Raw genomic sequence first — 23,353 nt, 5'->3', positions numbered from 1 at the left:
TCGCCGCCGTGCCCCTTCGGTGTTTCCAGCTTGGGCCGGAATCGCCGGGGCAGCCACGGCTCTCTCCACCCAGGGGTTGTCAGCCCCTGGCTCAGCTCACCGGTACAAGCGACCATGGGGGGCGTGAACCACTCCGAATTCGCCGCGTTCCTGAAGTCCCGGCGCGACCGCATCCGCCCGGCCGACGTCGGTCTGCCCGCGGGTCCGCGGCGCCGGGTGCCCGGTCTGCGGCGCGAGGAGGTCGCCCAGCTGGCCGGGCTGTCCGCGGACTACTACACCGAGCTGGAGCGCGGTCGCGGCGCCCAGCCCTCCGCCCAGGTGCTGACCGCGCTCGCCCGCGCGCTGCGGCTGAACGGCGACGAGCGCGACCATCTGTTCCATCTCGCCGACCGGCCCGTTCCCCCGGCGACGCACGGCCCGGCCGCGCAGGTCCAGCCGGCCCTGCTCGGCCTGCTGGACCGGCTCACCACCACCCCCGCCCAGGTCATCACCGATCTGCACCAGACGCTGGTGCAGAACGAGCTGGCCGCGGCGCTGATCGGCCGTCCCCCGGCGGTGCGCGGCCCCGCGGCGAGCCTCGTCTACCGCTGGTTCACCGATCCGGACGCCCGTGGGCTCTACCCGCCCGAGGACCACGCCCACCACTCCCGGGTCTTCGTGGCCGATCTCCAGGCCGTCGCCGCCCGGCGCGGCGGCGACTCCGAGGTACGGCGGATGGTGGCGGCGCTCCGCCGCCGCAGCGAGGAGTTCGCCGCCCTCTGGGACACCCATGACGTGGCCCTCCGGCGGACCGACCACAAGCGCGTCGTCCACCCCTCGCTGGGCGTCATCGAACTGGACTGCCACTCCCTTTTCAGCGAGGACGGCCACCAGCGGCTGCTGTGGTTCAGCGCCCCGCCCGGTACCGAGGGCGCCGCCCAGCTGGAGCTTCTGTCGGTGATCGGCACACAGGACATGACGGCCGGCGAGAACAGCTCGTCACCGTGATCCCCCGCACTACGAGGATGGAGTGGCGGCCTCGGAGGCCGGGCACGGCTCCCTGATCGCGCCAACGTGGTGACGTTCGGGGTGCGGAGCGAGCGAGCGGCCCGTCTTTGGGAACCCCTGTCGCAGTACGAGCGGGCTCTGCCCGGTGCCGGGGACGGCACCGGCGGTGGGCCCGCCGGTCTCCGACTCACCCAAGGATCCCGTATGAATGGACCAGCCCCGCTTCTGACCCTGAACAACGGCGTGCGGATGCCCGCCCTCGGCCTCGGTGTCTACCAGAGCCCGCCCGACGAGACCGTCCCCGCGGTGACGACCGCGATCGCATGCGGCTACCGCCTGATCGACACCGCGGCCGCCTACGGCAACGAGAAGGAGGTCGGTGAGGGCATCGCCCGCTCGGGCATCGGCCGCGAGGACATCTTCGTCATCACCAAGCTGTGGCTGACGGACTACGGCTACGACTCCACCCTCCGGGCCTTCGACACCAGCCTCACCAAGCTGGGCCTGGACCACCTCGACCTGTATCTGCTGCACTGGCCGGTCCCGTCCGCGTACGACACCACGGTGGCCTCGTACAAGGCGGCCGAGAAGCTGCTGGCCGACGGCCGGGTGCGGGCCATCGGCGTATGCAACCACACCCCCGGACAGCTGACCCATCTCATGGCACGCACCGAGGTGGTGCCCGCCGTGAACCAGGTCGAGCTGCACCCGAACTTCAGCCAGCCCGAACTGCGCGCGTTCGACGTCCGCCATGGCATCCTCACCCAGTCCTGGTCGCCCATCGGCGGGGTGAACCGCTACGGGGGCGAGGGCGCGGACAAGGTCAGGGATCCGCTCCGGGAGCCCACCATCACCGGACTCGCCGAGAAGTACGGCAAGAGCCCGGCCCAGATCATCCTGCGCTGGCAGGTCGAGCACGACCTGTGCGCCATCCCGAAGTCGGTCAACCCCCATCGCATCGCGGAGAACATCGGGATCTTCGACTTCTCCCTGACACCCCATGAGGTCGCCGCCGTCGACGCGCTCGACACCGGGGCGCGCGGCGGACCCGACCCCGACCGGGTCGAGCTCGGCACTTTCTCCTGAGACACCGGTGCGGGGCGGCCACCGGCCACCCCGCACACGGATCCCGCACACGGATCCCGCACACGGCCGTCCGGGCAGGAGACTATCGAGCTTCGTCGTGGAATGATGACGCGTGCTTTTGTCGGTTCCGGACCTCTGTCGGTGGGAGAGAGGCATGAGGGGACTTCAGGGCAAGAGGATCGTCATCGCGGGTGGCGCCACCGGTATCGGCGCCGCCACGGCCGAGCGGCTCGCGGAGGAAGGTGCCTCGGTCGTCGTCGGCGACATCGACCTCACGGGCGCGAAGGCCACCGCCCAGCGCGTCGCCGAGGCCGGCGGCACCGCGGTCGCCGTCCCGTTCGACCTCGCCGACGAGGAGTCGATCGGCGCGCTGATCGACCGGGCCGCCGCCGAACTCGGCGGGGTCGACGGGCTCTACAACGTCGGCGCCGACCTCTCGGACGAGCACCTGGGCCGGGACGCCGATCTGCTGGAGATGGACCCGGCCGTGTGGCGGCGCACCCATGAGGTGAATCTGCTGGGCTACGCCCTCACCTGCCGGGCGGTCATCCCGCGGCTGCTGGCCCAGGGCGGTGGCGTGATCGTGAACACCTCCTCCGGCGCGGCCTGGGGAGGGGAGCCCCGGCGTCCCGCGTATGCCGCCTCCAAAGCCGGGATCAACGCGCTGACCCGCCATATCGCCTCCCGCTGGGGCAAGGAGGGCATCCGCTGCAACGCCGTGGCGCCCGGACTGGTCATGGGCGACACCCAGAAGCAGCGGGACGACCAGCGGCTGCAGGCCATGGCGCTGAAGATCGCCCGCAGTCCGCGGCTGGGCGAGCCCGCGGACGTGGCGGGCACCGTGGCTTTTCTCCTCTCGGACGACGCCGAGTGGGTCAACGGCCAGGTGTGGTCCGTCTGTGGCGGCATGAGCCTGCGCGACTGAGGGCTCCCCGGGACCGTCCTTACGGCGGACCGGGTCGTCCTGCGGCCTGCTACGGCGTCCAGGGCGTGGACACCCGCCAACTCACGTCGTCGGCCCAGGACGTGGCGCTGTCGAAGGGGTTGGACCCTCCGTTGGAGGCGATGTAGACCTTGTTCTCGTAGTGGCGGATGAACCGGTCGGGGTAGTTGTAGGACGCGAACGAGGTGCCCTGGCCGTTCTTGCCGGCCTGGGGGCAGAAGGTGGCGTCGGCCCGGAAGACGGCGGTGCCGTCCATCGGCTGCCGTAGCAGCTGGTAGTCGTAGTGGCGCAGGAAGTCTCCGGGGTAGTTGCGCGACTCGAACGACACGCAGGAGGCGTTGGCGAGGCCACGGCGCACGATCCAGGACGCGTCGCCCTTGTCGAGCGCTGAGCTGCCGGAGGACACCACGGAGGTGACGGCGCTGTTGGCCTGGTGACGGACGTAGCGGTCGGTGTAGCCGGGGGTGGTGGCGCGCAGGGACGTCGTCGAGCCGGCGTTGAGAGTGCCGCCCGCCACCGGGCTGGGCGCGCCGTAGCCCACGGAGACGACGTTGGCCTGCACCGCGTCGTCGGCCGCGTCGGTCGGGAGGCCGCTGGTCATCACCCCCTCGAAGAACGAGCCGATGGACCCGTTGCTGTTGTCGCCGCCGGTGCCGAGGACGATCGAGCCCTCCTGGTGCATTGGTGAGTAGCCCGGCCTGGACGGCTCAGGACCCGCGTACTGGGTGGTGAGCCTGCCGGACTGGGCACTGCCGTCCTTGAGGGCGAAGTAGTTCTGTCCGTTGTTCTTCAGCAGGGCGGTGACGAAGGGCGCGGAGTTGCCGGTGTTCGAGGGGTTCTCGCTGTAGCCGCTGTCCGACTGGAACAGGCCGTTCTCCAGGTCCGCCTGTACCCAGGGCCCGGATCCGCCGCACGGCGGGAACCAGCACTCCGTGCCGAAGTTGATGGCGTCCATGTGGCCGTTGCCGGTGTCGGCGATCCGCACCTCGGCGTTGCCGTAGTCGAAGCAGCACAGGCCATTGACATGGGTGCCGGAGGTGACCATGTACATCCCCTCGGGCTGACCGTTGACGGCGACACCGGAGGCCGCGGTGTGGCGGTAGCCCATGCGGCCGGAGAACGACGCGCCGTAGACCTGGTGGCCGCCCGCGGTCACGGGTAACGCGTCGGCGGGGACACCGGAGTTGGCGGGGCCCGCGGTGCCGGCCGGTTCGATGGGCAGGTGGTTGTGGCGCGGTGACTGGTCGTAGATGACGTTGATGACGCATGTGGTTCCGGCGCAGAAGGAGTCCTGCCGGGCGGCGTCGGCGTAGCCGCCCGCCGCCAGCGTTCCCACGTCGGTCACGGCGTTGTCGGAGGCGCGTTTCAGCTGGTAGAGCGGGCCGTTGAAGGAGGCGTAGAGGGCCCGGGTGGTGCTGTGCGCGGCCACGCAGGGCGTACCGGCCGCGGCATAGATGTCGCACGGCAGGGAGGCCGCGGCCTGGGACGTGCCCGTACCGCCGGCCAGGAGCCCGAGGACGAGGGTCGCCGTCGCACCCACCGACAGCAGCGCTCTTCTCATTCTGGTGAGACCCGAAGGAATTTTCATGGTGGTGCCCTTCCTCGTGTGAATGTCAGGGCCATGCCATTGCGTATGTGTTCGATATCTCGTACGTTGACCGTGAAATCGAACCTGACGGTAGGACTGGCGACCTTCGGCGTCAATGGCCGTGCGCGGAGGAGTAGCCTCCTGCGCGGCGACTCGTACGGTTCATTCGCCCCCACCGCATATCGAGGAGAGACCGTTTGTCGACGTTTGTCGTGTTCGACCTTGAGTTCACCACATGGTCGGGAGCGCTCGAGCAGGACTGGTCGGAACCGGGGCAGCTTCGCGAAATCGTCCAGATCGGCGCGCTGCGCATCAGCACCGACTCTTCCGCTGACGCCTACTCCGTTGTCGAGGAATACGAGGCGCTGGTCAGACCGGTGGTCAATCCTCGGCTGTCCCCGTTCTTCACCGGCCTCACCGGCATCGACCAGCAGACCGTGGACCGCGAGGGAGTCGCCCCCGCCGAGGCGATCGGCGACTTCCTGGCCTTCTGCCGGGGGCAGTCCGTCCTCTCCTACGGCAATGACATGGTCGTCCTCGGGGAGAACGTGGGGTGGGCCCGCGCCCGCGGCGAGGAGGTCAAGAACGGCTTTCTCACCACCCCCTTCCTGAACATCCGGCCATGGCTGAACACCATCGCGCCGGTAACGGCCTCGACCAATTCCGGTCGGCTGTGGGAAGCGCTCGGCCTGCCCAAACCCGCGGCCGGCAAGGAGCATTCGGCGCTCTTCGACTGCTTTTCGATCGCCGCGGCGATCGGACACCTCCGCGCCGGTGGGGCCGCCCTGCCCGAGGGGTGCCTCTAGGGACTGTCTCCGGTTGTGATCAAGCCCCGGGGTGGGGGCCGGTCCGATAAGACTGTGCTGTGACGCGTGCGCAACTCACCGACCTTGAGTGGGAGTTCATCGAGCCGTTCCTGCCGGTCGGCAGGTTCGGCCCGTACCCCGAGCGGCTGCGTGAGCAGTTCGAGGGGGTGATCTGGCGGTTCCGCACCGGCAGCCAGTGGAGAGAGATGCCCGAGCGGTTCGGCGCCTGGCAGACCGTCTACAACCGCTTCATGCGATGGCGGGACGCGGGCGTCTTCCAGACCCTGCTGGACGAAGCGATCGCCGAGGCCGCCCGCAGGGACGAGATCGACATGTCCCTGGTCAGCGTGGACTCCACCACCGCGCGGGCCCATCACGACGCCGCCGGCATGCGGGTCAGCGAACAGACTCTGGCCGCACTCGAGGAGGCAGCCTCGCAAAAGGGGGAGCATCGCAGGGACAAGGCGGGCAGGACGGCGAAAGCGATCCGGTCCGGGCCGAACGCCGGCGCATCCGCTTGCGACGGCGGGCCCGGCTGAAGGCCGCCCTGCTCGGACGGTCGCGCGGCGGGCTGACCAGCAAGATCCACCTGGCTGCCGACCGGCGGTGCCGGCCGATGGCGCTCCTTCTGACCGCCGGACAGGCCGCCGACAGCCCGCAGTTCATCCCGGTTCTGAGCAAGGTACGGGTCCGTCTGCCGGTCGGCCGTCCCCGCACCCGGCCGGCTGCCGTGGCCGGTGATAAGGCCTACTCCTCCCGCGCCAACCGAGCCCATCTGCGCAAACGCCGCATCAAGGCAGTCATCCCGGAGAAGAGGGACCAGGCCGCCAACCGCAGGAAGAAAGGCAGCCGGGGCGGCAGGCCCGTCACCCACAATGCCGATCTCTACCGCGACCGCAACACGGTCGAGCGGGCCATCAACAGGATGAAGGACTGGCGAGGCATCGCGACCCGCTACGACAAGACGCCCGAGAGCTACCTCGCCGGACTCCATCTCCGCGCAGCGACCATCTGGATCAGCAGCATCCTGAAAGCCCAATGATCACAACTGGAGACAGTCCCTAGCTGCCCGAGGGGTGCCTCCGGGGCCCGCCCTGCCCGAGGGGTGCCTCCGGGGAGGGAGCGAATCGGCCATCGGCGAGCGTGGCGTCCGACGCGCCGACAGCGAATGGCACGATGGGCCGCGGAGGCCGGAGATCTTGCTCGGCGGTGCTCGCGCGCCGTCCGGTACGCATCGAGGAAAGGAACCCCCACATGGCCGCAGTACGCGGAACAGCCGTGGACATCCCCACCCAGGACGGCATCGCCGATGCCTATCTGGCCCATCCCGACGACACCGACCGCCACCCGGCCGTTCTGCTGTACATGGACGCGTTCGGCCTCCGGCCCCATCTGCGCGGGATGGCCGACCGTCTGGCCGCGGCCGGTTACACCGTGCTGGTGCCCAACGTGTTCTACCGCCACGGGCGAGCTCCCGTGGTGGAGCTGCCCGACTTCCTCGACCCGACGGCGCGTTCGGCGGTCTTCGAGCACATCGCCTCGATCGCGCAGGAGCTCACTCCCGAGCGTGCCATGCGCGACGCCGGTACCTATCTCGACTGGCTGGCCTCCTGCGCGCAAGCCACCGACGGGCCCGTGGGCCTCACCGGCTACTGCTTGGGCGCCGGGCTCGCCCTGCGGACCGCCGGAGCGCACCCCGGCCGGGTCGCCGCGGCGGCCGGTTTCCACGGTGCCTACTTGGCCACGGAGGCGCCGGACAGCCCGCACACGGTGGCCGGGCAGGTCACCGCCGAGCTGTACTTCGGACACGCCGACCAGGATCAAGCCCTTCCTCCCGAGCAGATCGAGCGCCTGGACAAGGCCCTCAACGAGGCCGGGGTCCGCCACCGCACCGAGGTCTACACGGGCGCTCAGCACGGCTACACCCAGGCCGACACCTCCGCCTACGACGCCCAGGCCGCAGAACGCCACTGGGAGGCCCTGCTCGACCTCTTCGGCCGCACGCTCTGACCGTGGTCGGCCAGGGCTGGTGACCGGCCGCCGGGGGCTGGTCACCACCCCCGGTCTAGAGCTGCCGGAGGTGGTCCCGCAGGGTGCGGGCCACCTGCGCCATCAGGGCCTCGGCGCCGGGCTGGACATTGGCGGGCACCAGCGACTCGGTGAGCACGGCGACGGCGAACACCTGGCCGTCGGAGTGCTCGACGATCCCGATCTCATGACGGAGGTTGAGGAGGGTGCCGGTCTTGGAGGACCAGGTGGTGGCGTCGGAGCTGAAGTCCGGGGCGAGCCGGTGCCGCAGCACGTTGTGGGCCATGAGGTCGCGTACGCGCAGTGCCACTTCGGGGTGGATCTTCGACGGTGTCCACAGTGCCTGGAGCAGCTCCACCCAGGCGCGTGCGCTGCCGGTGTTGGCGCGGGTGGTGTCGAGTTGCGGCACCCGATGGCCGCGGCCACTGGTGCCCGCGTCGATGGCCAAGGCGTGGGCGAGATGCACCTGTGCGGCGTCGAAGCGCTCCACGGGGGTTTCGCTCAGTTCGCGCATACCGTGCCGGACGGTGATGCCACGCAGCCCGAGCTCATGGAGGATCTCGGCCACCTGGGCGTGCGGGGTGAGGTCGAACAGCGCGTCGGCCGCCGTTCCATCGCTCACACAGGTGCTCAGATAGAGCAGATCGTCGATCGCGATCCGGACGGGGTGGCGGAACCGGCTCAGCCCGGTGGGGCCGGGCGTGGTGATCCGCCCGGGTGGCACATCGAGCATCGTGGCGCCGTCGAGCTCGCCACGCCGGATGCGCTCCAGCGTGGCCAGTGCGAGCGGGACCTTGACCAGGGAGGCGGAGGGCAGTTGGGTGTCCGGGTCGATCCCCAGCTCGTCCCCGGTGTGGAGGTCCCGTACGAGCAGACAGCCGTGCAGACCGCCGTCGCGCAACTGCCCGCGCAGATCGCTCAGCAGCGCCTCGGTGCTCATGCCCCGGCTCCTTCCGCGGTGTCCGCCTGGGTACGCGATACCCCGGTGCCCGCGTTGAGGCAGCGGGCGATGGCGCCACCCAGACGCCCTTCGAGGTGCTGGGGATTGCCGTCCGCCGCGGCGGCGAGGGCGAACCCCCGGCTGAGCGGGAGCTCACCGATGGGCCGCCACTTCAGGGCGAGTTCCTCGGCCTGGGCGGGCGAACACAGCAACAGGTCGCGGGTGCAGAGGACTTCGGCGGCGGCGGTCGTCAGGTCGGTGGCGGACACGAGTTGCGCGGGCCGCAGACCGACCGCGTCGCGCAGCCGGGTGAGCGGGTCGCGGATGTGCGGCACATCGTCCTCCGGCTGGATCCATATCCGGCGGGCCGGACCCCGAGCGGACCGGCCGACCCGCAACGTCTCGAGATAGACCCGCCGCACACCGGGATCCCGCACTCCGGCGAGCCCGAGCGGCACCGACCACGTGGCCTCGTCCGCGGGCACCGCGAGCAGGGCGGCCCGCACCTGCTGTGCGTGGATGAGCTCCAGGCGCCGCGCGGGCGCCGCCACGCGGAGATCCAGGGTGACCCCATGCCCTCGCGCCTCGGCGACGAGGTGGGCGAGACCCGCCGTGGAGCAGATGCCGGGCACCGCGAGCCGCCACGGCTTGCGCTTGGCCGCCTCCGCCTCGTGCAGCAGCACATCGGCCGCCTGTACGAGCTGTCTGGCCACCGGCAGCATCTCCCGCCCGAACGGGGTGAGGACGGCCCGCCGCGAGGTGCGCTCGAAGAGCTGCTCCCCGAAGCGCTCCTCCAGCGCGGCCACGCGACGGCTGGCCACCGACTGTGACATCCGGGCGGCGGCCGCCCCGACGGTGAAACTTCCCCGCTCGCTCACGCTGACGAACGCCCGGCACACTCCCACCAGATCCACCCCCGCACTCTATGCCAGATCAGCATGAAGAAGCGCATGAACGTATTGGACCGCATAGCCACCCGACGGCGAGGGTGTTCCCAACGCCATGACCACGCCCCGGAAGAGGGGCCCCGGTCATCCCATCCCGTGTGCGCCCCGCGTGACGGGGACCCAACCGGAGGTTCGGACCATGCGATTCACCCGTGCCCGGCACACCGCTGTCAGCGCGCTTGCCACGCTCGCGCTGCTCGTCCCGCTGACTGCCTGCAGCGAAGGGGATTCCGCGGACGCGTCAGGGCCGTCGAGCTCCTCGTCCACCTCCGCCGAGAGGGCCAGTACGGCGAGTACGGGCGCGGACGCCAAGGCGGTCACCGGCGAGTTCAAGAAGCTGGAGCGCTCCTACGACGCGCATCTGGGGGTCTACGCGATCGACACCGGCACCGGACACGAGGTGGCGTACCGAGATGGCGAGCGGTTCGCCTTCGCCTCCACGTTCAAGGCGCTGGCCGCCGGCGCCGTGCTGCGGAAGTACAAGCTGAGCGGGCTGGACCGGGTGATCCGGTACTCCAAGGACGATCTGGTCGACAACTCCCCCGTGACCGAGAAGCACGTGGACACCGGGATGAGCCTGGGCGCGCTGTGCGACGCCGCCGTCCGCTACAGCGACAACACCGCGGCCAATCTGCTCTTCGACGAGCTCGGCGGGCCCAAGGGCCTCGACGCCACCCTTGAGAAGTTGGGCGACGACGTCATCCAAATGGAGCGCATCGAGCCGGAGTTGAGCCGATGGGTGCCGGGCGAGGCGCATGACACCAGCACCCCGCGGGCGATGGCCAAGGACCTCCGGGCGTTCGTCCTCGGCGATGTCCTCGACAAGGGAGAGCGCGCCCAGCTCACGAAGTGGCTGCGGACCAACACCACCGGGGACGAGCTCATCAGGGCCGGAATGCCCAAGGGCTGGCAGGTCGGCGACAAGACCGGAAGCGGCAGCTACTACGGCGCCCGCAACGACATCGCCGTGGTGTGGCGGCCCGACGCCGCTCCCCTCGTCATGGCGATCATGTCGTACCGCGGTGACAAGGACACCCCGTTCGACAACAAGCTGATCGCGGACGCGGCGTCCGTGGTGGCCGACACGATGTCGTAACGGGCGGCGGACACGATGTCGTAACGGGCCGCGTCCTCAGCCGCGCAGAAAATACAGGACGGTCATGGTCACGGCGGTGGTCAGGATGACGCCCCGCAGCAGCCACGCGGGCAGACGGCGGGCGATCCGCGCCCCGGCCACACCACCGGCCACCGCCCCGGCCAGCATGGCGGCGAGCAGACGCGGTGCGCCCAGCGCGTCCGAGGCGATGAGGAACAGCCCGGTCGCGCTGAGGTAGATGGCCGTGATCTGGGCGACCCGCATCGGGTTGCCGGTCGAGGTGTCGAGACCGAGGCCGATGCTCCACACGGCCAGCATCATGATGCCCACGGCACCGCCGAAGTATCCGCCGTACACGGCGAGGAGGAACTGGCCGGCCAGGACGGCCCGGGGGCTCATGCCGACCGCGTGGCCCCTCGCCTCGCTCACCGCGCGGGAGACGCGGCGCCCGAAGGCGAGGACCACCGTGGCGAACGCGAGCAGCCAGGGCACCGCGGCGTCGAACGACACCGCGGGCAGCGCCAGCAGCAGACCGGCACCGAGCCCGCCACCGATCACACTGACCGCCGTCAGGGCCCGCGTGGACGTGTCCCCGACCGGGGCCAGATCGCGCCGGTACACCCACGCGCTCGCCACGCTCCCGGGAACGAGGGCCACGGTCGAGGACGCGTTCGCCGTCACGGGGGACAGACCGGCCGCCACCAGGGCGGGGAGCGCCACGAAGGTGCCCCCGCCCCCGATGGCGTTCAACGCCCCGGCGGCCACACCCGCCAGCAGAACAAGCACTGTCTCGGACACCCGCAGAGCATCGCCCCATGGCCCGTGGCCCCACAATGCGTGATCCGCGTAGCCGGCCCAAGGCTCTGCCTTAGGCTCATCAGGGTGCGGTATGACCTGGACGACCTGCGGCTCTTCCTTCACATCGTGGCGGAGGGCTCGATCACGGCGGGCGCTCGTCGGATGCATCTGAGCCTCCCGTCGGCCAGTGCGCGGGTGCGCTCGCTCGAGCACCACGCGGGCGTGGACCTGCTGATCCGCGGCCGGCGGGGCGTGCGCCCCACTCCGGCGGGGACGGCACTGGCCCGCCACGCACGGGACGTGCTCGACCGGACGGCGCGCCTGGAAAGCGCCGTGGCGAGCTACGCCCGGCCGCCGACCGCCCCGCTGACCCTGCTGGGCGGTGGCTCCGCGATGCACCGCCTGGTGCCACGGGCCCTGGTCTCGTTCCTCCGCGCACACCCGGACGTCGACGTCGAGGTGTCCGAGAGCCGCACCCCACGGACCGTGCGGATGCTGGCCGACGGGGAGGCGGACCTGGGCGTCGTCCTCGACCGCGAGGCCCGCGACTGCGGTCTCACCATGGAACCCCTCGGCGACGACTCGCTGGTGGTGATCGGCCAGTGCGGCGGGATCCTCGCGGGACGCACCGAGGTGACCTACAGCGAGGTGGCCGAGCATCCGCTCGTGGGGCTCGACGCCGGGTCCTCGCTGCGACGCTCGATCGAGAAGAACCTCGGTCCGCACGCTCCGGCGGTGCGCTACCGCACCACCGTCGCCCACCTCAACACCCTGGTCTCCCTCGCGGCCGCCGGTGTCGGACTCGCCGTGGTGCCACGCCGTGCCATCGCCCCGAACCACCCGCTCGACGTGTGCGACCTCCGCGATCCCTGGGCACGCCGCCACCATCTGCTGGCCTGGGGCACGAAGGCCCGGGCGTCGTCCACCGCCACCGCGGCACTCGCCGAACATCTGCGCCGCGCGGCCATGTCCGAGCCGGACGGGGGCGATGGCCTTCCGGACCGGTAGGGTCGCTCATCCACTCAGCCCTGCCGGGCATGGCCCGTGCAGAGGCGGCGCAGTTCACCCACGCCGTCCGCGAGCGTGCGGTCGCCCAGCGATTCGAGGACCGCTTCCTCGGCCTCGGCGGTGAGCGTGGCGAAGTACTCACCGGCGTGCGCGGTCACCGGGCACACGGGCTCCGCCCCCGGCGAGGTGGCGAACAGGGGCTTGTCGCCGACGGCACAGCGGTAGATCTCGGCCAGGGTGATCCGGTCGGCCGGCCGCCCCAGCCGCGCCCCACCGGTACGGCCCTTGACGCAGACGACCAGCCCCTCGTCCGTCAGCGGGACGAGGAGTTTCCGGACCAGGCTCGGGTTGGCGTTGAGTTTGTGGGCCAGTTCGGCGGAGCTCTGCGGCCCGGACCCGTTGTCGGCGGCCATGGCGAGGAACAGCATCACCTGGAGCGCACGGGAGAACCGGATGTCCAACACCTTCTCCACCTCCGCCCGCGGATCGGGGCACAGCCTACTCGACGGTGCCGTTCCGCCCTCCCCTAAAAAGCAATCGACACGGTTGCAGTTTACGCCGCGAAAACTGTACCTTTCAGACTCACACTTTCGAGGCTCCGGGGGAAGCCTCCTCGGCACGACACGTCTGGAGAGCGACACAGTGAACACCCGCCTGGCCACGGCACTGTCCCGCCCGTTCACACTGGGTTCGGCCAAGCTGCCGAACCGGATCGCCATGGCGCCCATGACCCGTGGGCACTCCCCCGACGGCATCCCCGGTGAGGATGTCGCCGCGTACTACGCGCGACGGGCGGCGGCGGGGACCGGCCTGATCATCACCGAGGGCACCACCGTCGACCACCGGTCCGCCGGTTACATCGACGGCGTCCCCCGGTTCCACGGCGGGGAGCAACTGGCCGGATGGCAAAAGGTCGTCGACGCCGTGCACACCCACGGTGGCGCGATCATGCCCCAGCTCTGGCACGTGGGCATACAGCGCACCGCGGGAGCGCCGCCGTTCCCCGACGCCCCGTCCGTCGGCCCGTCCGGGATCGCACTGGACGGCACGCCCGGAGCGGGTCAGACGATGACCCTCGCCGACATCGACGACGTCATCGGCGCCTTCGCGAAGGCCGCGCGGGCGGCCGAGGAGATCGGCTTCGACGGCGTGGAGCTGCACGGCGCGCACGGCTATCTCATCGACCAGTTCCTCTGGGAGCGCACCAACCGGCGCACCGACACCTACGGCGGCGATCCGGTCTCCCGGACCACGTTCGCCGCCGACCTCGTGACCGCCATCCGCGAGCGGGTCGCGCCCGACTTCCCCGTCGTCCTCCGGTTCTCCCAGTGGAAGTCCGACAACTACGACGTCCGGCTCGCCGAGAACCCCAAGGAGCTGGAAACCGTGCTCACACCGCTCGCGGAGGCCGGGGTCGACGCGTTCCACGCCTCCGGGCGGCGCTACTGGCAGCCCGAGTTCCCCGACACGGGATCGGATCTGAACATCGCCGGATGGACGAAGAAGGTCACCGGCAAGCCGGTGATCACCGTCGGCTCGGTCGGCTTGGACAGCGTCTTCCACCCCGGCTCCCTCTCCGGATCCAACGCGGCCGTGGACTCCATCGACCGGCTCCTGGAGCCTCTGGAGCGGGACGAATTCGACCTCGTCGCGGTCGGCCGCGCGCTGCTCGCCGACCCCGAGTGGGCCGACAAGGTCCTGACCGGCCGGGTGAGCGAGCTCGCCCCGTTCAGCCGGGACGCGATGGAGACCCTGCACTGAGCCTCGCGCCGATCCCCGCACCGACGGGAACGGCGCCGGCCAGCACGGGGGGATCTGGCCGGCGCCGGGCACGGGGTGCGCGAGTTAGTTTAACATTTCACCATCGCCCCGCGTTCCCGGTGCTGTTCCCGGTGCTAGCCGGTGCCGGAGCCGCCGCCGTAGACGGTGGCCTCGCGGGAGGTCTCGGCGATGCCGTCGGGGCCGTTGAAGACGCGCTTGCCCCAGTCGGTGAGCCTGGCCGGGTCGAAGTCGGTGGCCAGGTCCAGGATGGGATCGGTGTTGCCGCTCCAGGACCAGGCCAGATAGCCCAGCTTCAGCCGCTGGGCGGTGGCCATCATGGTGTTCTCGTCCGGATCGCCCCACTGGTCGGCGGGGCCGCCGAACTCGCCGATGAGGATGGGCAGCCTGGCGCTCACGAAGGCGTTCAGATAGTCGGTGATCTCCTGCGCCGTGTCATAGACGCTGTACATATGGATCGAGAAGATCAGGTTGCCGGTGGAGTCGGCCTCGTAGACGGTCCGCGCGTTGGTGCGCATCACGTTCTGCAGGTCCTGCCCCCAGTTGGGGGCGTCCACCATGATGGTGTGCTGGAACCCGGCGTTGCGCAGCTTCTGGACGGCGGCGACGGTGGGTGCGGTCCAGCCGGCCGGGTCGGTGTTGCCCCACGGTTCGTTGCCGATGTTGATGATGACGTAGTTCTCCTCGCCGGTGAGCACGCTCTTGAGGCCGATCCAGTAGTCGGCCGCCTGGTCGAGCGTGGCGGCCGCGGCGTCCTCGCCGTAGCCGGTGGTGTCGTGCACTTCCAGTACGCAGATGAGCCGGTTGGCCTTGCACTGGGCGACGATGGCGGCCACGTCCTCGGGGCCGTTCCTGGTCCAGCGGTGTCCGTTGGAGAGGACGACCCGGACGGTGTTGGCGCCCAGGGCCTTGATGTCGGCCAGCGACCGCGTCTCGCCCGGATACCAGGTGTGGGCGTGGTTGACACCGCGCATGACGAAGTCGTTGCCGTTGCCCTCCAGCAGGCGGCCGTCGCCGATGTGCAGGCCGGCGGCCACGGGGGGCTGCGGGCGGGCCGGCTCGGCGTGGGCGGTCCGGCCGAGACCCGCGATCCCGAAGAGGCTGACCAATAAGGCCAGCAAGGCGGCCAAGGATCTCGTCCGTCTCATCATGACTCCAAGGAGTGAGCGCGCGATGGCGTCCGTACGGGGACGCACGGTCGATTGGGAGCGCTCCCATCCATTGCATCGGGCCCGGGAGACGTCAAGACCTCCGGGAGGGATGGCAGCCGGAATGCGGACCGGGCGCGCCGAGGTTATGCCGGGCATGAGCGATTCATCCGGTGCTGCCGCTTCCCCTCCGGCCGGGCGCGAAGCCATCCGCGCACGACTGGCGGCCGAGCGTGCCGAGACCAGCGGCCGGATCGCTGCCCTGAACCGTGAATTCGACGCGATCGTCGCGTCGAACGCCCTGGTGGCGGTAGATGACGAGCACGACCCGGAGGGGTCGAGCACCGCCTTCGAGCGAGCCCATGTCGCCGCCTTGCTGGCCCAGGCCCGCGATCATCTGACCGCCCTGGACGAGGCGCTGGAACGGCTGGACCACGGCGACTACGGGCGGTGCGAAGTGTGCGGCGAGCCGATCCCGGCGGAGCGCCTGGAGGCGCGCCCCTCGGCGACCACCTGCGTACGCTGCGCGACCGCCCACCCCCGCTGAGCGGCTGAGCGCCGGGCGGAGGGGCGCTTGCTGGGCGGCCGCCCTCGGTCGAGGGAGGCCGCGCCCCGGCCTCGGCCGTTTCAGGTCGCGGACCAGCTGTCGGGCTGCGGGCCGTCGGTGTCGGTGAATCCGTACTCCCGGGCGAGCTCGGCGGAGCTCACCGATCGCTGGTTCCCCCTCGCCCGGCCGGGGTCGGCCGCCAGGGCCGCGATGGCGCGGCCGATGTAGCGCGGCGACTCGGAGGACGCGAAGGCTCCGGGGGCGGTCGGGCGGCCCTCGCCACGGTCCGGGAGCAACGCGTCGCGCCAGTTGCCCTCGCCGACCCGTACGCGTCCAGCGTCATCTCCGAGCGCAGCCGGCCCGGTGTGATGGCGACCGCCGTCGCCCCGTGCGGCGCGAGCTCATGGCCCCGGGAGAAGGCCGGCCGGTTCACCGCGGTCTTCACCAGGTCGTAGAAGCCCGAGATGCGGTACCGGTCGGCGCTGTACACGGCGGTGCCGTCGGCCATCTCCACGAGCAGCCCACCCGGCTTGCCGATCAGCAGTGGCAACAGGTGGTGCGAGGTGATCAGGTGAGCACCATGAGTGTGGCAGACCGCGGATCAGCGGGCGCGCGCTCAGGGCCGCAGGTGGCCGCCCCGAACCCGCCATCGGGCCAACAGCGCTGGTCCGGACACTAGTTGTTTCCCCAAGGACACCGCGTGTCCGCCACCCCGAAGCATGGCCGATTTTCACCTGGTGAGACGATGCGCTCGCCCGAAACACACCTCAACAAGCGAAACGGAGGGCGAATGCATAAACGTCGTGGAACCGTGACCCGCCGCTGGAGAGTCGCGGCGGTCGCGTCCACGGTGGCCGTAGCGATCGCGGTCCCGGTGGCAATGGCCCAGGCTTCGGCCGAACCGCCACCGGAGGTCAGCGCCAAGGGCGCGTACCTGCTCGACACCGGTTCCAACAAGGAGCTGATGGCCAAGGACGCCGACACCAGGCGTCCGATGGCGAGCACCACGAAGATCATGACTGCCCTCGTGGTGCTCGAGACCCGAGGCCTGGACCTCAACAAGCAGGTCACCATCAAGCAGGAGTACCGCGACTATGTGACCAAGTCCGGTGCCAGCACGGCGGACCTGCAGACCGGTGACAAACTCACCGTCAACCAGCTGCTGTACGGGTTGATGCTGCCGTCGGGCTGCGACGCGGCGATGGCGCTGGCCGACACGTTCGGCACCGGCGACACCACCGCCGAGCGGACCAAGTCGTTCATCTCCAAGATGAACGCGAAGGCGCAGGACTTGGGGCTGACCAACACCAAGTACGACTCCTTCGACGGTGTCTCGGCCGACGCCGACAACTACTCGACGCCCCATGACCTGGCGCAGCTGACCCGGCGCGCCATGGAGAACGCGACGTTCGACACGGTTGTCAAGTCGGTGTCCACCAAGCAGGAGGCACCGGCGGCCAACGGCCGCACCCGGTACTACTCCTGGGACAACACCAACACGTTGCTGGGTTCCTACCAGGGCGCGATCGGCGTCAAGACCGGGACCACCACTCCTGCCGGTCCCTGCCTGGTGTTCGCCGCCGAGCGCGGCGACAAGACGGTCGTGGGAGTCATCCTCAACGACGCGGACCGCTATCCGGACGCGAAGAAGATGCTCGACTGGACGTACGACACCACCACCGAGGTGAAGTGGCGCCAGCTTCCCAAGGACGCTCAGCGGGACTGATCCACAAGCCCCGTGAGGCGACAGCGCGGTGTCCCGGCCGGACTCGTTCCGGCCGGGACACCGGTGCTCGGGGCCGAGCCCCTCGAGCCCGGCCCCCTCGAACCTCCTCAGCACTCGCGGACGACCGAGGGGCAAAGATCCGCCGGACACCCCGTAGCGGTCCGCAGGCCGTCACCAGTCTCTGTACCGGGCCTCGAGTGCAACTCGGCAGTCTGTGAGGACAGTTGGGGCAGCGGCCCCGCCGTCCTGGAACGGAGTCGACCATGGCCTTCACCCTCGACCCTGAGCTCGCCGCGGTTCTCCAGGCCCTCGCAGAGCAGAGCGACCCCGCTCCTCCGCCCGAGCGCGACGACTGGCGGACGCTGCGCGCCAGGGGCACGGCCTCGATGCGGTGGATGGCCTCACTGCTCCCGGCGTACCCGTCCGGCTATCCGCTGGTGAAGGCGTCCTCGCACAAGGTGCGGTCCGCGGACGGGGCGGAGATCCTCGTCCGCTGGTACGAGAAGGCCGAATCCGCGCCGGGTTCCGCGGTCGTCTACGCCCATGGCGGCGGGATGATCGCCGGAAGTGTCGATCTCTATGACTCCGTGGTCGCCGGGTATGTCCAGGCCACCGGGGTGCCGTTCCTGTCCGTGGACTACCGTCTGGCCCCCGACGCGGCCACCGGTACCGGCCCCGTTGAGGATGTGTTCGCCGCGCTGAGCTGGCTGGGCGAGCAGGCGCCCGAACTGAGGGTCGATCCCCGCCGCATCGCCGTCATGGGCGACAGCGCCGGGGGCGGGCTCGCCGCGGGCGTGGCGATCCTCGCCCGTGACCGGGGCGTTCCGCTCGCCCGCCAGGCCCTGCTGTATCCCATGCTGGACGACCGCACTCTCACCCCGGATCCACGGCTGACCCCCTATGTGGCCTGGACCTGGAACGACAACTGGACCGGCTGGCATGCCCTGCTGGGCGCGGCGTTCGGCACCGACGACGTCCCGCCGCAGGTGGCGCCCGCGCGCGTCGCCACCGTCGAGGGTCTGGCACCGGCCTATGTCGAGGTGGGAGAGCTCGACATCTTCCGCGCCGAGGCCGTCACCTACGCCCAGCGGCTCGCCGACGCCGACATCCCCACCGAACTGCATCTGCACAGCGGGGCCATCCATGAGTACGACCGTCTCGCCCCCGCCTCCCGGCTCGCCCGCCGGGCCATGGAGGACCGCAGGCGGGTGATCTCCTCGCTGTGAGAACCCGTCATGAGAGAGCCCGTCATGAGCCGGAGCGCGGATCCGGCACCACCGCTCGCCCGCCCGCGTCCGGCGCGTCGGTCCGCCGGGCCGCGGCGCTCTCCCGCAGCGAGCCGAGGAACGCCCCGGCGGCGGGGGTGAGGGCGTGGTCGGCCATGCGCACGAGCAGGATCCGGCGCACCGGCGCGGGCGGGCGCAGCGGCAGCACGCTGACGCCGGGGCGGATGCCCTCCAGGGCCAGGGTCGGGGCCAGCGCCACGCCCAGACCGGCGGCCACCAGGCCTTGCGCCTCCTGGTAGTCGTGTGCCTCATAGGCGATCTGCGGTTCGAAGCCGACCGCCCGGCAGCTGCGCACCAGGGCCTCGGCCACCGGATGGCGGTCGGCACGGGTGATCCACGAATCGTCGGCGAGATCGGCGAGGGTGGCGTCGGTACGGGTGGCCAGCGGGTGGCGGTCGCCGACGAGGAGGGCGGGCGGATCGTCGAGGAGCGGGGTGATGTCCACGTCCTCGCGGTCGATGCGGCACCAGTCGTAGTCCCACATCAGCGACATCTCGATCTCCCGGCTCTCCAGCATCGACCACAGGCCCGCGATACGGGCGCTGCGCACGGTCAGCCGTACGTCCGGGTGGGTTTCACGGAAGGCGATGACGGCGGGCGGCAGCAGCGAGGCGCCGACGGTGGGGAAGGTGCCGATGCGCAGAGTGCCCGCGCGGAGCCCCGCGAAGTCGGCGAGCTCACTCTCCGCGGCCTTCAGCTCACGGGCGATCCGCTCCCCGCGGTCGGCCAGGGCGCGCCCGGCGTCGGTGAGGGTGACGCCCCGTGCGTGGCGGTCCAGCAGCGGCTGGCCGGCCTCCGTCTCCAGTCGGCTGACCTGCTGGGACACCGCTGATGGCGTGTAGTTCAGGGCGCGGGCGGTGGCCGTCACGGAGCCGCGCCGGGCCACCTCGGCGAAGAGCAGAATGCGCCGGACGTCCAGCACGACATCACCTCAAGCCTTCAGTTCTGCTTAATACCCCTGCAGATTTCCGAGATTGTACTTCACGCTGCGGTAACACACCGTAGATGCCACCGCCCACGGAGGAGCCGTCGGCGGGGTGTCGATTCCACGGCCATGGGGAGTCCGTTGTGTTGCGTCTGCAGGGCGAGATGATCCGCGGGGGTACCAGCAAGTGCTGGATCTTCGACCACCACGACGTGGTAGCCACCGGAGTGGATGCCGACACCCTGCTGCTCGCCGCCTTCAACGCGGCCGACCCCCGCCAGATCGACGGGGTGGGCGGCGCCTCGTCCACCACCTCCAAGGCCGCGATCGTCCAGCTGTCGGACGTGGCGGGCGTGGATGTCTGCTACGCGTTCGCGCAGGTGGGCATCGGCGATGAGCGGGTGGAGTGGACCAGCAACTGCGGCAACTGCGCCACCGCGGTCGCGCTGTACGCCGTCCACCGCGGTCTGGTGCCGGTCACCTCGGACACCACCACCGTCCGCATGCTCAATGTGAACACCGGGGCCCGCCTCACCGGCACCATCCCCACCCCCGGCCTGACCGCGCCCGACGAGGGCACCGCCGTGGTGCCCGGCACCGACGCGCTCGGGGTGCCGGTCCTGCTGGGGTTCCAGGACCCGGCCGGGTCCACCACCGGCCGCGCCCTGCCCACCGGCCGCCCCCTGGACACCCTGACCGGGCCGGACGGCCCCGTCGAAGCCTCGCTCGTGGACGCGGGCGCGCCCGCCGCGCTCTTCGACGCCAAGGCGTTCGGCCTCGACGGCTCCGAATCCCTGGCCGCGTTCGCCACCGTGGTGCCCGCGCTCACCGTGCTGCGCCGCAAGGCGGCGCTCGCGATGGGGCTGGTCCGCGAGGACGCCCCGGTCAGCCATGCGGTGCCCAAGGTCGGTGTCGTCGGCGGCCCCGTAACATACCGCACCACCCACGGTCACCTGGTCACTCAGGACCGGTACGACATGGCGGTGCGCATGGTCTCCATGCACGCCCCGCATCCGGCGATCGGCCTCACCTCCGCCGTCGCCCTGGCGACGGCCGCCGCGACCCCCGGCACCCTCGCCCACCGCGTCACGCGGCAGACCGCCGATGGCACGCTGCGGCTGGGCACCCCCGCGGGCGTCATCACCGCCCGAGCCGTCCCCGCACCGGACGGCGCGTCCCCCACGGTGCTCCTGCACCGCGCCGCCCGGCGCATCGCCCGAGCCGAACTTCTCGTTCCCGTCCCGGAAGGACGCCCCGTATGAGCCGCAACGCCGCAGCGCCGGGCACCGTCGCCGCCCCCGACCGGCCCGGCCGCATCCGCCTGCTGCTGTCCCGCCTCTATGTCCAGTGCCTGCTCGCGGTCCTCGCCGGGGTCGTCGTCGGTTCGCTGTGGCCCTCCTTCGGGGCGGAGCTGAAACCGCTGGGAGACGGTTTCGTCGCGCTGGTGAGGATGATGATCGCGCCGATCATCTTCTGTACGGTCGTCCACGGCATCGCCGCCATGAGCGACCGCAGAACGGTCGGCCGGGTGAGCCTCAAGGCCCTGGTCTACTTCGAGATCCTGACCACCATCGCCCTGGTCATCGGGCTGGTCGTGGTCAACGTCGTACGGCCCGGCAGCGGACTGCACGTCGATGTCTCCACCCTCAGCACCGACAGCCTCCCGGCCGAGGCGACCCAGGGCCATGAGAGCTTCACGGACTTCGTCCTCAGCACCATCCCGGACACCCTCGTGAGCGCGCTGACCGGCGAGGAGATCCTGCCGGTGCTGTTGGTGGCGGTCCTGTTCGGCTTCGGTCTGCAGGCCAGTGGCGAGGCCGGGGCGAGCATCGCCGCGGGCGTGGAGAAGCTCTCCACGGTGCTGTTCCGGCTCATCCGCTGGATCATGCGGCTGGCACCGATCGGCGCCTTCGGCTCGATGGCCTTCACCATCGGCAACTACGGCCTGAGCACCCTGCGCCATCTTGCCCTGCTGGTCGGCTCGTTCTGGCTGACCGCGCTCTTCTTCGTCCTGGTGGTCCTCGGCACGGTGATGCGCCTGGGCGGACTGCGCCTGCTGCCGTTCCTCCGCTACATCAAGGAGGAGCTGCTGATCGTACTCGGCACCTCGTCCACCGAACCGGTGCTGCCGCGCATGATGGCCAAGCTGGAGCACGCCGGCGCCTCGAAACCGGTCGTGGGCATCACCCTGCCCGCCGGGTACTCCTTCAACCTCGACGGAACCGCCATCTACCTCACCATGGGTTCGGTGTTCCTCGCCCAGGCCGTGGGGATCGACCTCAGCCTCACCCAGCAGCTGACCATGCTCGCCGTCATGCTGCTCACCTCCAAGGGCGCGGCGGGGGTGACCGGTTCGGGCTTCGTCGCCCTGGCCGCCACGCTCAGCGCCGTCCCCCATGTTCCGGTGGCGGCCCTCGCGCTGATCTTCGGCATCGACCGGTTCATGTCCGAGGCGCGGGCCCTGACCAGCCTGGTGGGCAATGGTGTCGCCACTCTGGCCGTGGCCCGCTGGGAGGGGCAGCTGGACGAGGCCCGGACCCGGGCGGTGCTCCGTGGCGACCTGCCCTTCAACCCCGATGACACGGCCACCGACGACCTCGTTCCCGAGGAGCCGGCGGGATCGCCCCGCCAACCCGTCCCCGCCATCGGCTGACCACGCCGCCACCTGGCGAACCGCCCGGGCCGAAGCGAACGCTTCGGCCCGGGCGTCGTTTGCCGGCCCGCCGTCTTCCGTTGCGCCCGGGTAAACCCAGCAGTGCCATATGTGCAATTGCCGTCATCGTCGAGGGTGCCTACGGTCGAGGCACAGACGGCGAAGCGCGCGCCAAGCCTCCCCCTCCTTCACCATCGCGGGAGCACTCATGTCCATGCCCACCGGCACCACCACATCCGAAACCGGCCTCGACGCCGCCTTGCTCGCCCGGGTCACCGCGGCCGTCCGCACCGCCGGTGACCTGCTGCGGAAGCGCCATACCCCACACGCCCGCGGGGTGGAGCTCGACGAGATCGTCGCGGAGATCCACGCCAACGACGACGCGGTGCTCGACGTCCTGAGGGGGCCGCTGATGGCCGCCAGGCCGGGCGCGCGCTGGGCCGAGGACGAGTTGGAGGGCGGTGCGCTGCCGCCGGGCGAGTGGTGGATCGTCGACCCGGCCGAGGGCAACATCAACCATGTGCACGGCATGTCCGACTGGGCCGTGACCGCCACCCTCGTCCGCGACAACCACCCGGTGCTCACCGTCGTCCATCTGCCGCTGACCGGCGACTTCTACACGGCGGTGACCGGGTGCGGCGCGACGTTGAACGGCGCGCCCCTGCGGGTGTCGGCCAAGACGGACCTGGCCGCGGCCCTGGTCGGCACCGGCCAGGCCCGGCCGGGCGAGGACGAGCACACCTTCCACCGGATCGGCGCGTCGGTCACCCGGATGCTGGTCCACGGCCTCGTCGTCCGGGTCTCCGTGCCCGCCACCCTCCAGCTGATCCATGTGGCCGCCGGGCGCATGGACGCGTTCTGGCAGTTCTCCGATGTGCGCTCCGGTCTGGTGGCCGGCGCGCTGCTGGTCGCCGAGGCCGGTGGCACCGTCACCGACACCCGGGGCAACCCCTGGGACCTGGCCGGCGCCGACTTCCTGGCCACCGCCCCCGGCATCCACGCCGAGGCCGTCTCCGTCCTGTCGCCCATCGCCTGACCACCCGCCCCCGGCAAGGAGTTCAC

Annotated in this window: 21 protein-coding genes and 2 pseudogenes; 15 read left to right on the top strand and 8 right to left on the bottom strand. The window is 70.8% G+C overall.

What is annotated here, in order from left to right:
* Positions 1 to 123 precede the first annotated feature (123 nt).
* The 3 genes from ACMTAK_RS46575 to ACMTAK_RS46565 all read left to right on the top strand — a co-directional run bounded on the left by ACMTAK_RS46575 (position 124) and on the right by ACMTAK_RS46565 (position 2,998).
* The gene (locus ACMTAK_RS46575) at positions 124 to 987 is read left to right on the top strand and encodes a helix-turn-helix transcriptional regulator (RefSeq protein ID WP_413811757.1); all 864 of its coding nucleotides are present in this window, start codon (positions 124 to 126) and stop codon (positions 985 to 987) included.
* A 204-nt stretch (positions 988 to 1,191) separates the two neighbouring features.
* Positions 1,192 to 2,073: an aldo/keto reductase gene (locus ACMTAK_RS46570; RefSeq protein WP_413811756.1), complete on the top strand. Its 882-nt coding sequence runs from the start codon at positions 1,192 to 1,194 to the stop codon at positions 2,071 to 2,073.
* Positions 2,074 to 2,227: 154 nt separating this feature from the next.
* Positions 2,228 to 2,998: an SDR family NAD(P)-dependent oxidoreductase gene (locus ACMTAK_RS46565; RefSeq protein WP_413811755.1), complete on the top strand. Its 771-nt coding sequence runs from the start codon at positions 2,228 to 2,230 to the stop codon at positions 2,996 to 2,998.
* A 49-nt stretch (positions 2,999 to 3,047) separates the two neighbouring features.
* Here ACMTAK_RS46565 and ACMTAK_RS46560 read toward each other — a convergent pair whose 3' ends face one another.
* Positions 3,048 to 4,604: an alpha-L-arabinofuranosidase B gene (locus ACMTAK_RS46560; protein WP_413811754.1), complete on the bottom strand. Its 1,557-nt coding sequence runs from the start codon at positions 4,602 to 4,604 to the stop codon at positions 3,048 to 3,050.
* Positions 4,605 to 4,801: 197 nt separating this feature from the next.
* Between ACMTAK_RS46560 and ACMTAK_RS46555 the strand changes: the two genes are divergently transcribed.
* The 3 genes and pseudogenes from ACMTAK_RS46555 to ACMTAK_RS46545 all read left to right on the top strand — a co-directional run bounded on the left by ACMTAK_RS46555 (position 4,802) and on the right by ACMTAK_RS46545 (position 7,420).
* Entirely contained in the window at positions 4,802 to 5,410 is a 609-nt protein-coding gene (locus ACMTAK_RS46555) for an exonuclease domain-containing protein (protein WP_413811753.1), read from the top strand.
* Positions 5,411 to 5,469: 59 nt separating this feature from the next.
* Positions 5,470 to 6,452 (top strand): annotated as a pseudogene (locus ACMTAK_RS46550) (IS5 family transposase).
* Positions 6,453 to 6,664: 212 nt separating this feature from the next.
* Positions 6,665 to 7,420, top strand: coding sequence for a dienelactone hydrolase family protein (locus ACMTAK_RS46545; protein WP_413811752.1), 756 nt, complete (start codon positions 6,665 to 6,667; stop codon positions 7,418 to 7,420).
* Positions 7,421 to 7,475: 55 nt separating this feature from the next.
* Here ACMTAK_RS46545 and ACMTAK_RS46540 read toward each other — a convergent pair whose 3' ends face one another.
* A complete protein-coding gene (locus ACMTAK_RS46540) occupies positions 7,476 to 8,378 on the bottom strand; it encodes a serine hydrolase (protein ID WP_413811751.1) in 903 nt (300 codons plus the stop codon).
* Positions 8,375 to 9,292: a LysR family transcriptional regulator gene (locus ACMTAK_RS46535; protein WP_413811750.1), complete on the bottom strand. Its 918-nt coding sequence runs from the start codon at positions 9,290 to 9,292 to the stop codon at positions 8,375 to 8,377. The genes ACMTAK_RS46540 and ACMTAK_RS46535 overlap by 4 nt, the downstream gene beginning before the upstream one ends.
* Positions 9,293 to 9,464: 172 nt before the next feature.
* On the opposite strand from ACMTAK_RS46535, the gene bla reads away from it, so the two are divergent.
* Positions 9,465 to 10,421: a class A beta-lactamase gene (gene bla, locus ACMTAK_RS46530; protein WP_413811749.1), complete on the top strand. Its 957-nt coding sequence runs from the start codon at positions 9,465 to 9,467 to the stop codon at positions 10,419 to 10,421.
* Between the two features lie 36 nt (positions 10,422 to 10,457).
* Here the strand turns inward: bla and ACMTAK_RS46525 are convergent, their stop codons facing one another.
* Complete coding sequence (locus ACMTAK_RS46525) at positions 10,458 to 11,219, bottom strand: sulfite exporter TauE/SafE family protein (protein ID WP_413811748.1); 762 nt, start codon at positions 11,217 to 11,219, stop codon at positions 10,458 to 10,460.
* An 84-nt stretch (positions 11,220 to 11,303) separates the two neighbouring features.
* On the opposite strand from ACMTAK_RS46525, the gene ACMTAK_RS46520 reads away from it, so the two are divergent.
* A complete protein-coding gene (locus tag ACMTAK_RS46520; protein WP_413811747.1) occupies positions 11,304 to 12,227 on the top strand; it encodes a LysR family transcriptional regulator in 924 nt (307 codons plus the stop codon).
* A gap of 14 nt (positions 12,228 to 12,241) precedes the next feature.
* Here the strand turns inward: ACMTAK_RS46520 and ACMTAK_RS46515 are convergent, their stop codons facing one another.
* Entirely contained in the window at positions 12,242 to 12,691 is a 450-nt protein-coding gene (locus ACMTAK_RS46515) for an RrF2 family transcriptional regulator (protein ID WP_413811746.1), read from the bottom strand.
* A gap of 178 nt (positions 12,692 to 12,869) precedes the next feature.
* Between ACMTAK_RS46515 and ACMTAK_RS46510 the strand changes: the two genes are divergently transcribed.
* Positions 12,870 to 13,988: an NADH:flavin oxidoreductase gene (locus ACMTAK_RS46510; protein WP_413811745.1), complete on the top strand. Its 1,119-nt coding sequence runs from the start codon at positions 12,870 to 12,872 to the stop codon at positions 13,986 to 13,988.
* Positions 13,989 to 14,122: 134 nt separating this feature from the next.
* Here ACMTAK_RS46510 and ACMTAK_RS46505 read toward each other — a convergent pair whose 3' ends face one another.
* Positions 14,123 to 15,127, bottom strand: a complete 1,005-nt coding sequence (locus ACMTAK_RS46505) for a glycoside hydrolase family 5 protein (protein WP_413811744.1) — start codon at positions 15,125 to 15,127, stop codon at positions 14,123 to 14,125.
* A gap of 184 nt (positions 15,128 to 15,311) precedes the next feature.
* On the opposite strand from ACMTAK_RS46505, the gene ACMTAK_RS46500 reads away from it, so the two are divergent.
* A complete protein-coding gene (locus ACMTAK_RS46500) occupies positions 15,312 to 15,701 on the top strand; it encodes a TraR/DksA family transcriptional regulator (RefSeq protein WP_413811743.1) in 390 nt (129 codons plus the stop codon).
* 80 nt (positions 15,702 to 15,781) lie between these two features.
* Here ACMTAK_RS46500 and ACMTAK_RS46495 read toward each other — a convergent pair.
* Positions 15,782 to 16,275, bottom strand: a pseudogene (locus ACMTAK_RS46495) (short-chain dehydrogenase); the annotation flags it as partial.
* 216 nt (positions 16,276 to 16,491) lie between these two features.
* Here ACMTAK_RS46495 and ACMTAK_RS46490 point away from each other — a divergent pair.
* Together ACMTAK_RS46490 and ACMTAK_RS46485 are read left to right on the top strand one after the other, a co-directional pair.
* On the top strand, positions 16,492 to 17,427 hold the full coding sequence (locus ACMTAK_RS46490) for a D-alanyl-D-alanine carboxypeptidase family protein (protein WP_413811742.1): 936 nt from the start codon (positions 16,492 to 16,494) through the stop codon (positions 17,425 to 17,427).
* Between the two features lie 263 nt (positions 17,428 to 17,690).
* Positions 17,691 to 18,653 carry an alpha/beta hydrolase fold domain-containing protein gene (locus ACMTAK_RS46485; RefSeq protein ID WP_413811741.1) on the top strand — a complete coding sequence of 321 codons (963 nt, stop codon included), beginning with the start codon at positions 17,691 to 17,693 and terminating at the stop codon, positions 18,651 to 18,653.
* A gap of 22 nt (positions 18,654 to 18,675) precedes the next feature.
* Here the strand turns inward: ACMTAK_RS46485 and ACMTAK_RS46480 are convergent, their stop codons facing one another.
* Positions 18,676 to 19,635, bottom strand: a complete 960-nt coding sequence (locus ACMTAK_RS46480; protein WP_413811740.1) for a LysR family transcriptional regulator — start codon at positions 19,633 to 19,635, stop codon at positions 18,676 to 18,678.
* Between the two features lie 146 nt (positions 19,636 to 19,781).
* Between ACMTAK_RS46480 and ACMTAK_RS46475 the strand changes: the two genes are divergently transcribed.
* The 3 genes from ACMTAK_RS46475 (at position 19,782) to ACMTAK_RS46465 (ending at position 23,327) form a co-directional block, all read left to right on the top strand.
* On the top strand, positions 19,782 to 20,900 hold the full coding sequence (locus tag ACMTAK_RS46475) for a PrpF domain-containing protein (protein WP_413811739.1): 1,119 nt from the start codon (positions 19,782 to 19,784) through the stop codon (positions 20,898 to 20,900).
* Positions 20,897 to 22,291 carry a C4-dicarboxylate transporter DctA gene (gene dctA / locus ACMTAK_RS46470; RefSeq protein WP_413811738.1) on the top strand — a complete coding sequence of 465 codons (1,395 nt, stop codon included), beginning with the start codon at positions 20,897 to 20,899 and terminating at the stop codon, positions 22,289 to 22,291. The genes ACMTAK_RS46475 and dctA overlap by 4 nt, the downstream gene beginning before the upstream one ends.
* A gap of 208 nt (positions 22,292 to 22,499) precedes the next feature.
* A complete protein-coding gene (locus ACMTAK_RS46465) occupies positions 22,500 to 23,327 on the top strand; it encodes an inositol monophosphatase family protein (protein WP_413811737.1) in 828 nt (275 codons plus the stop codon).
* The last annotated feature ends 26 nt before the right edge of the window (positions 23,328 to 23,353 follow it).

This window comes from Streptomyces lacaronensis, from assembly GCF_047337785.1.
GTDB classification, from domain to species: Bacteria; Actinomycetota; Actinomycetes; order Streptomycetales; family Streptomycetaceae; genus Streptomyces; species Streptomyces lycopersici.
Note: the sequence above shows the minus strand (reverse complement) of the source record. Positions and strands in the feature narration are given on the sequence as shown.

What these genes read in the sequence shown, in the direction of transcription:
- ACMTAK_RS46560 (WP_413811754.1), bottom strand. Translation starts at nt 4,604, where the DNA reads ATGAAAATTCCTTCGGGTCTCACCAGAATGAGAAGAGCGCTGCTGTCG.
- ACMTAK_RS46570 (WP_413811756.1), top strand. Translation starts at nt 1,192, where the DNA reads ATGAATGGACCAGCCCCGCTTCTGACCCTGAACAACGGCGTGCGGATG.
- ACMTAK_RS46500 (WP_413811743.1), top strand. Translation starts at nt 15,312, where the DNA reads ATGAGCGATTCATCCGGTGCTGCCGCTTCCCCTCCGGCCGGGCGCGAA.
- ACMTAK_RS46565 (WP_413811755.1), top strand. Translation starts at nt 2,228, where the DNA reads ATGAGGGGACTTCAGGGCAAGAGGATCGTCATCGCGGGTGGCGCCACC.
- ACMTAK_RS46540 (WP_413811751.1), bottom strand. Translation starts at nt 8,378, where the DNA reads ATGAGCACCGAGGCGCTGCTGAGCGATCTGCGCGGGCAGTTGCGCGAC.
- ACMTAK_RS46465 (WP_413811737.1), top strand. Translation starts at nt 22,500, where the DNA reads ATGTCCATGCCCACCGGCACCACCACATCCGAAACCGGCCTCGACGCC.
- bla (WP_413811749.1), top strand. Translation starts at nt 9,465, where the DNA reads ATGCGATTCACCCGTGCCCGGCACACCGCTGTCAGCGCGCTTGCCACG.
- dctA (WP_413811738.1), top strand. Translation starts at nt 20,897, where the DNA reads ATGAGCCGCAACGCCGCAGCGCCGGGCACCGTCGCCGCCCCCGACCGG.
- ACMTAK_RS46545 (WP_413811752.1), top strand. Translation starts at nt 6,665, where the DNA reads ATGGCCGCAGTACGCGGAACAGCCGTGGACATCCCCACCCAGGACGGC.
- ACMTAK_RS46490 (WP_413811742.1), top strand. Translation starts at nt 16,492, where the DNA reads ATGCATAAACGTCGTGGAACCGTGACCCGCCGCTGGAGAGTCGCGGCG.
- ACMTAK_RS46485 (WP_413811741.1), top strand. Translation starts at nt 17,691, where the DNA reads ATGGCCTTCACCCTCGACCCTGAGCTCGCCGCGGTTCTCCAGGCCCTC.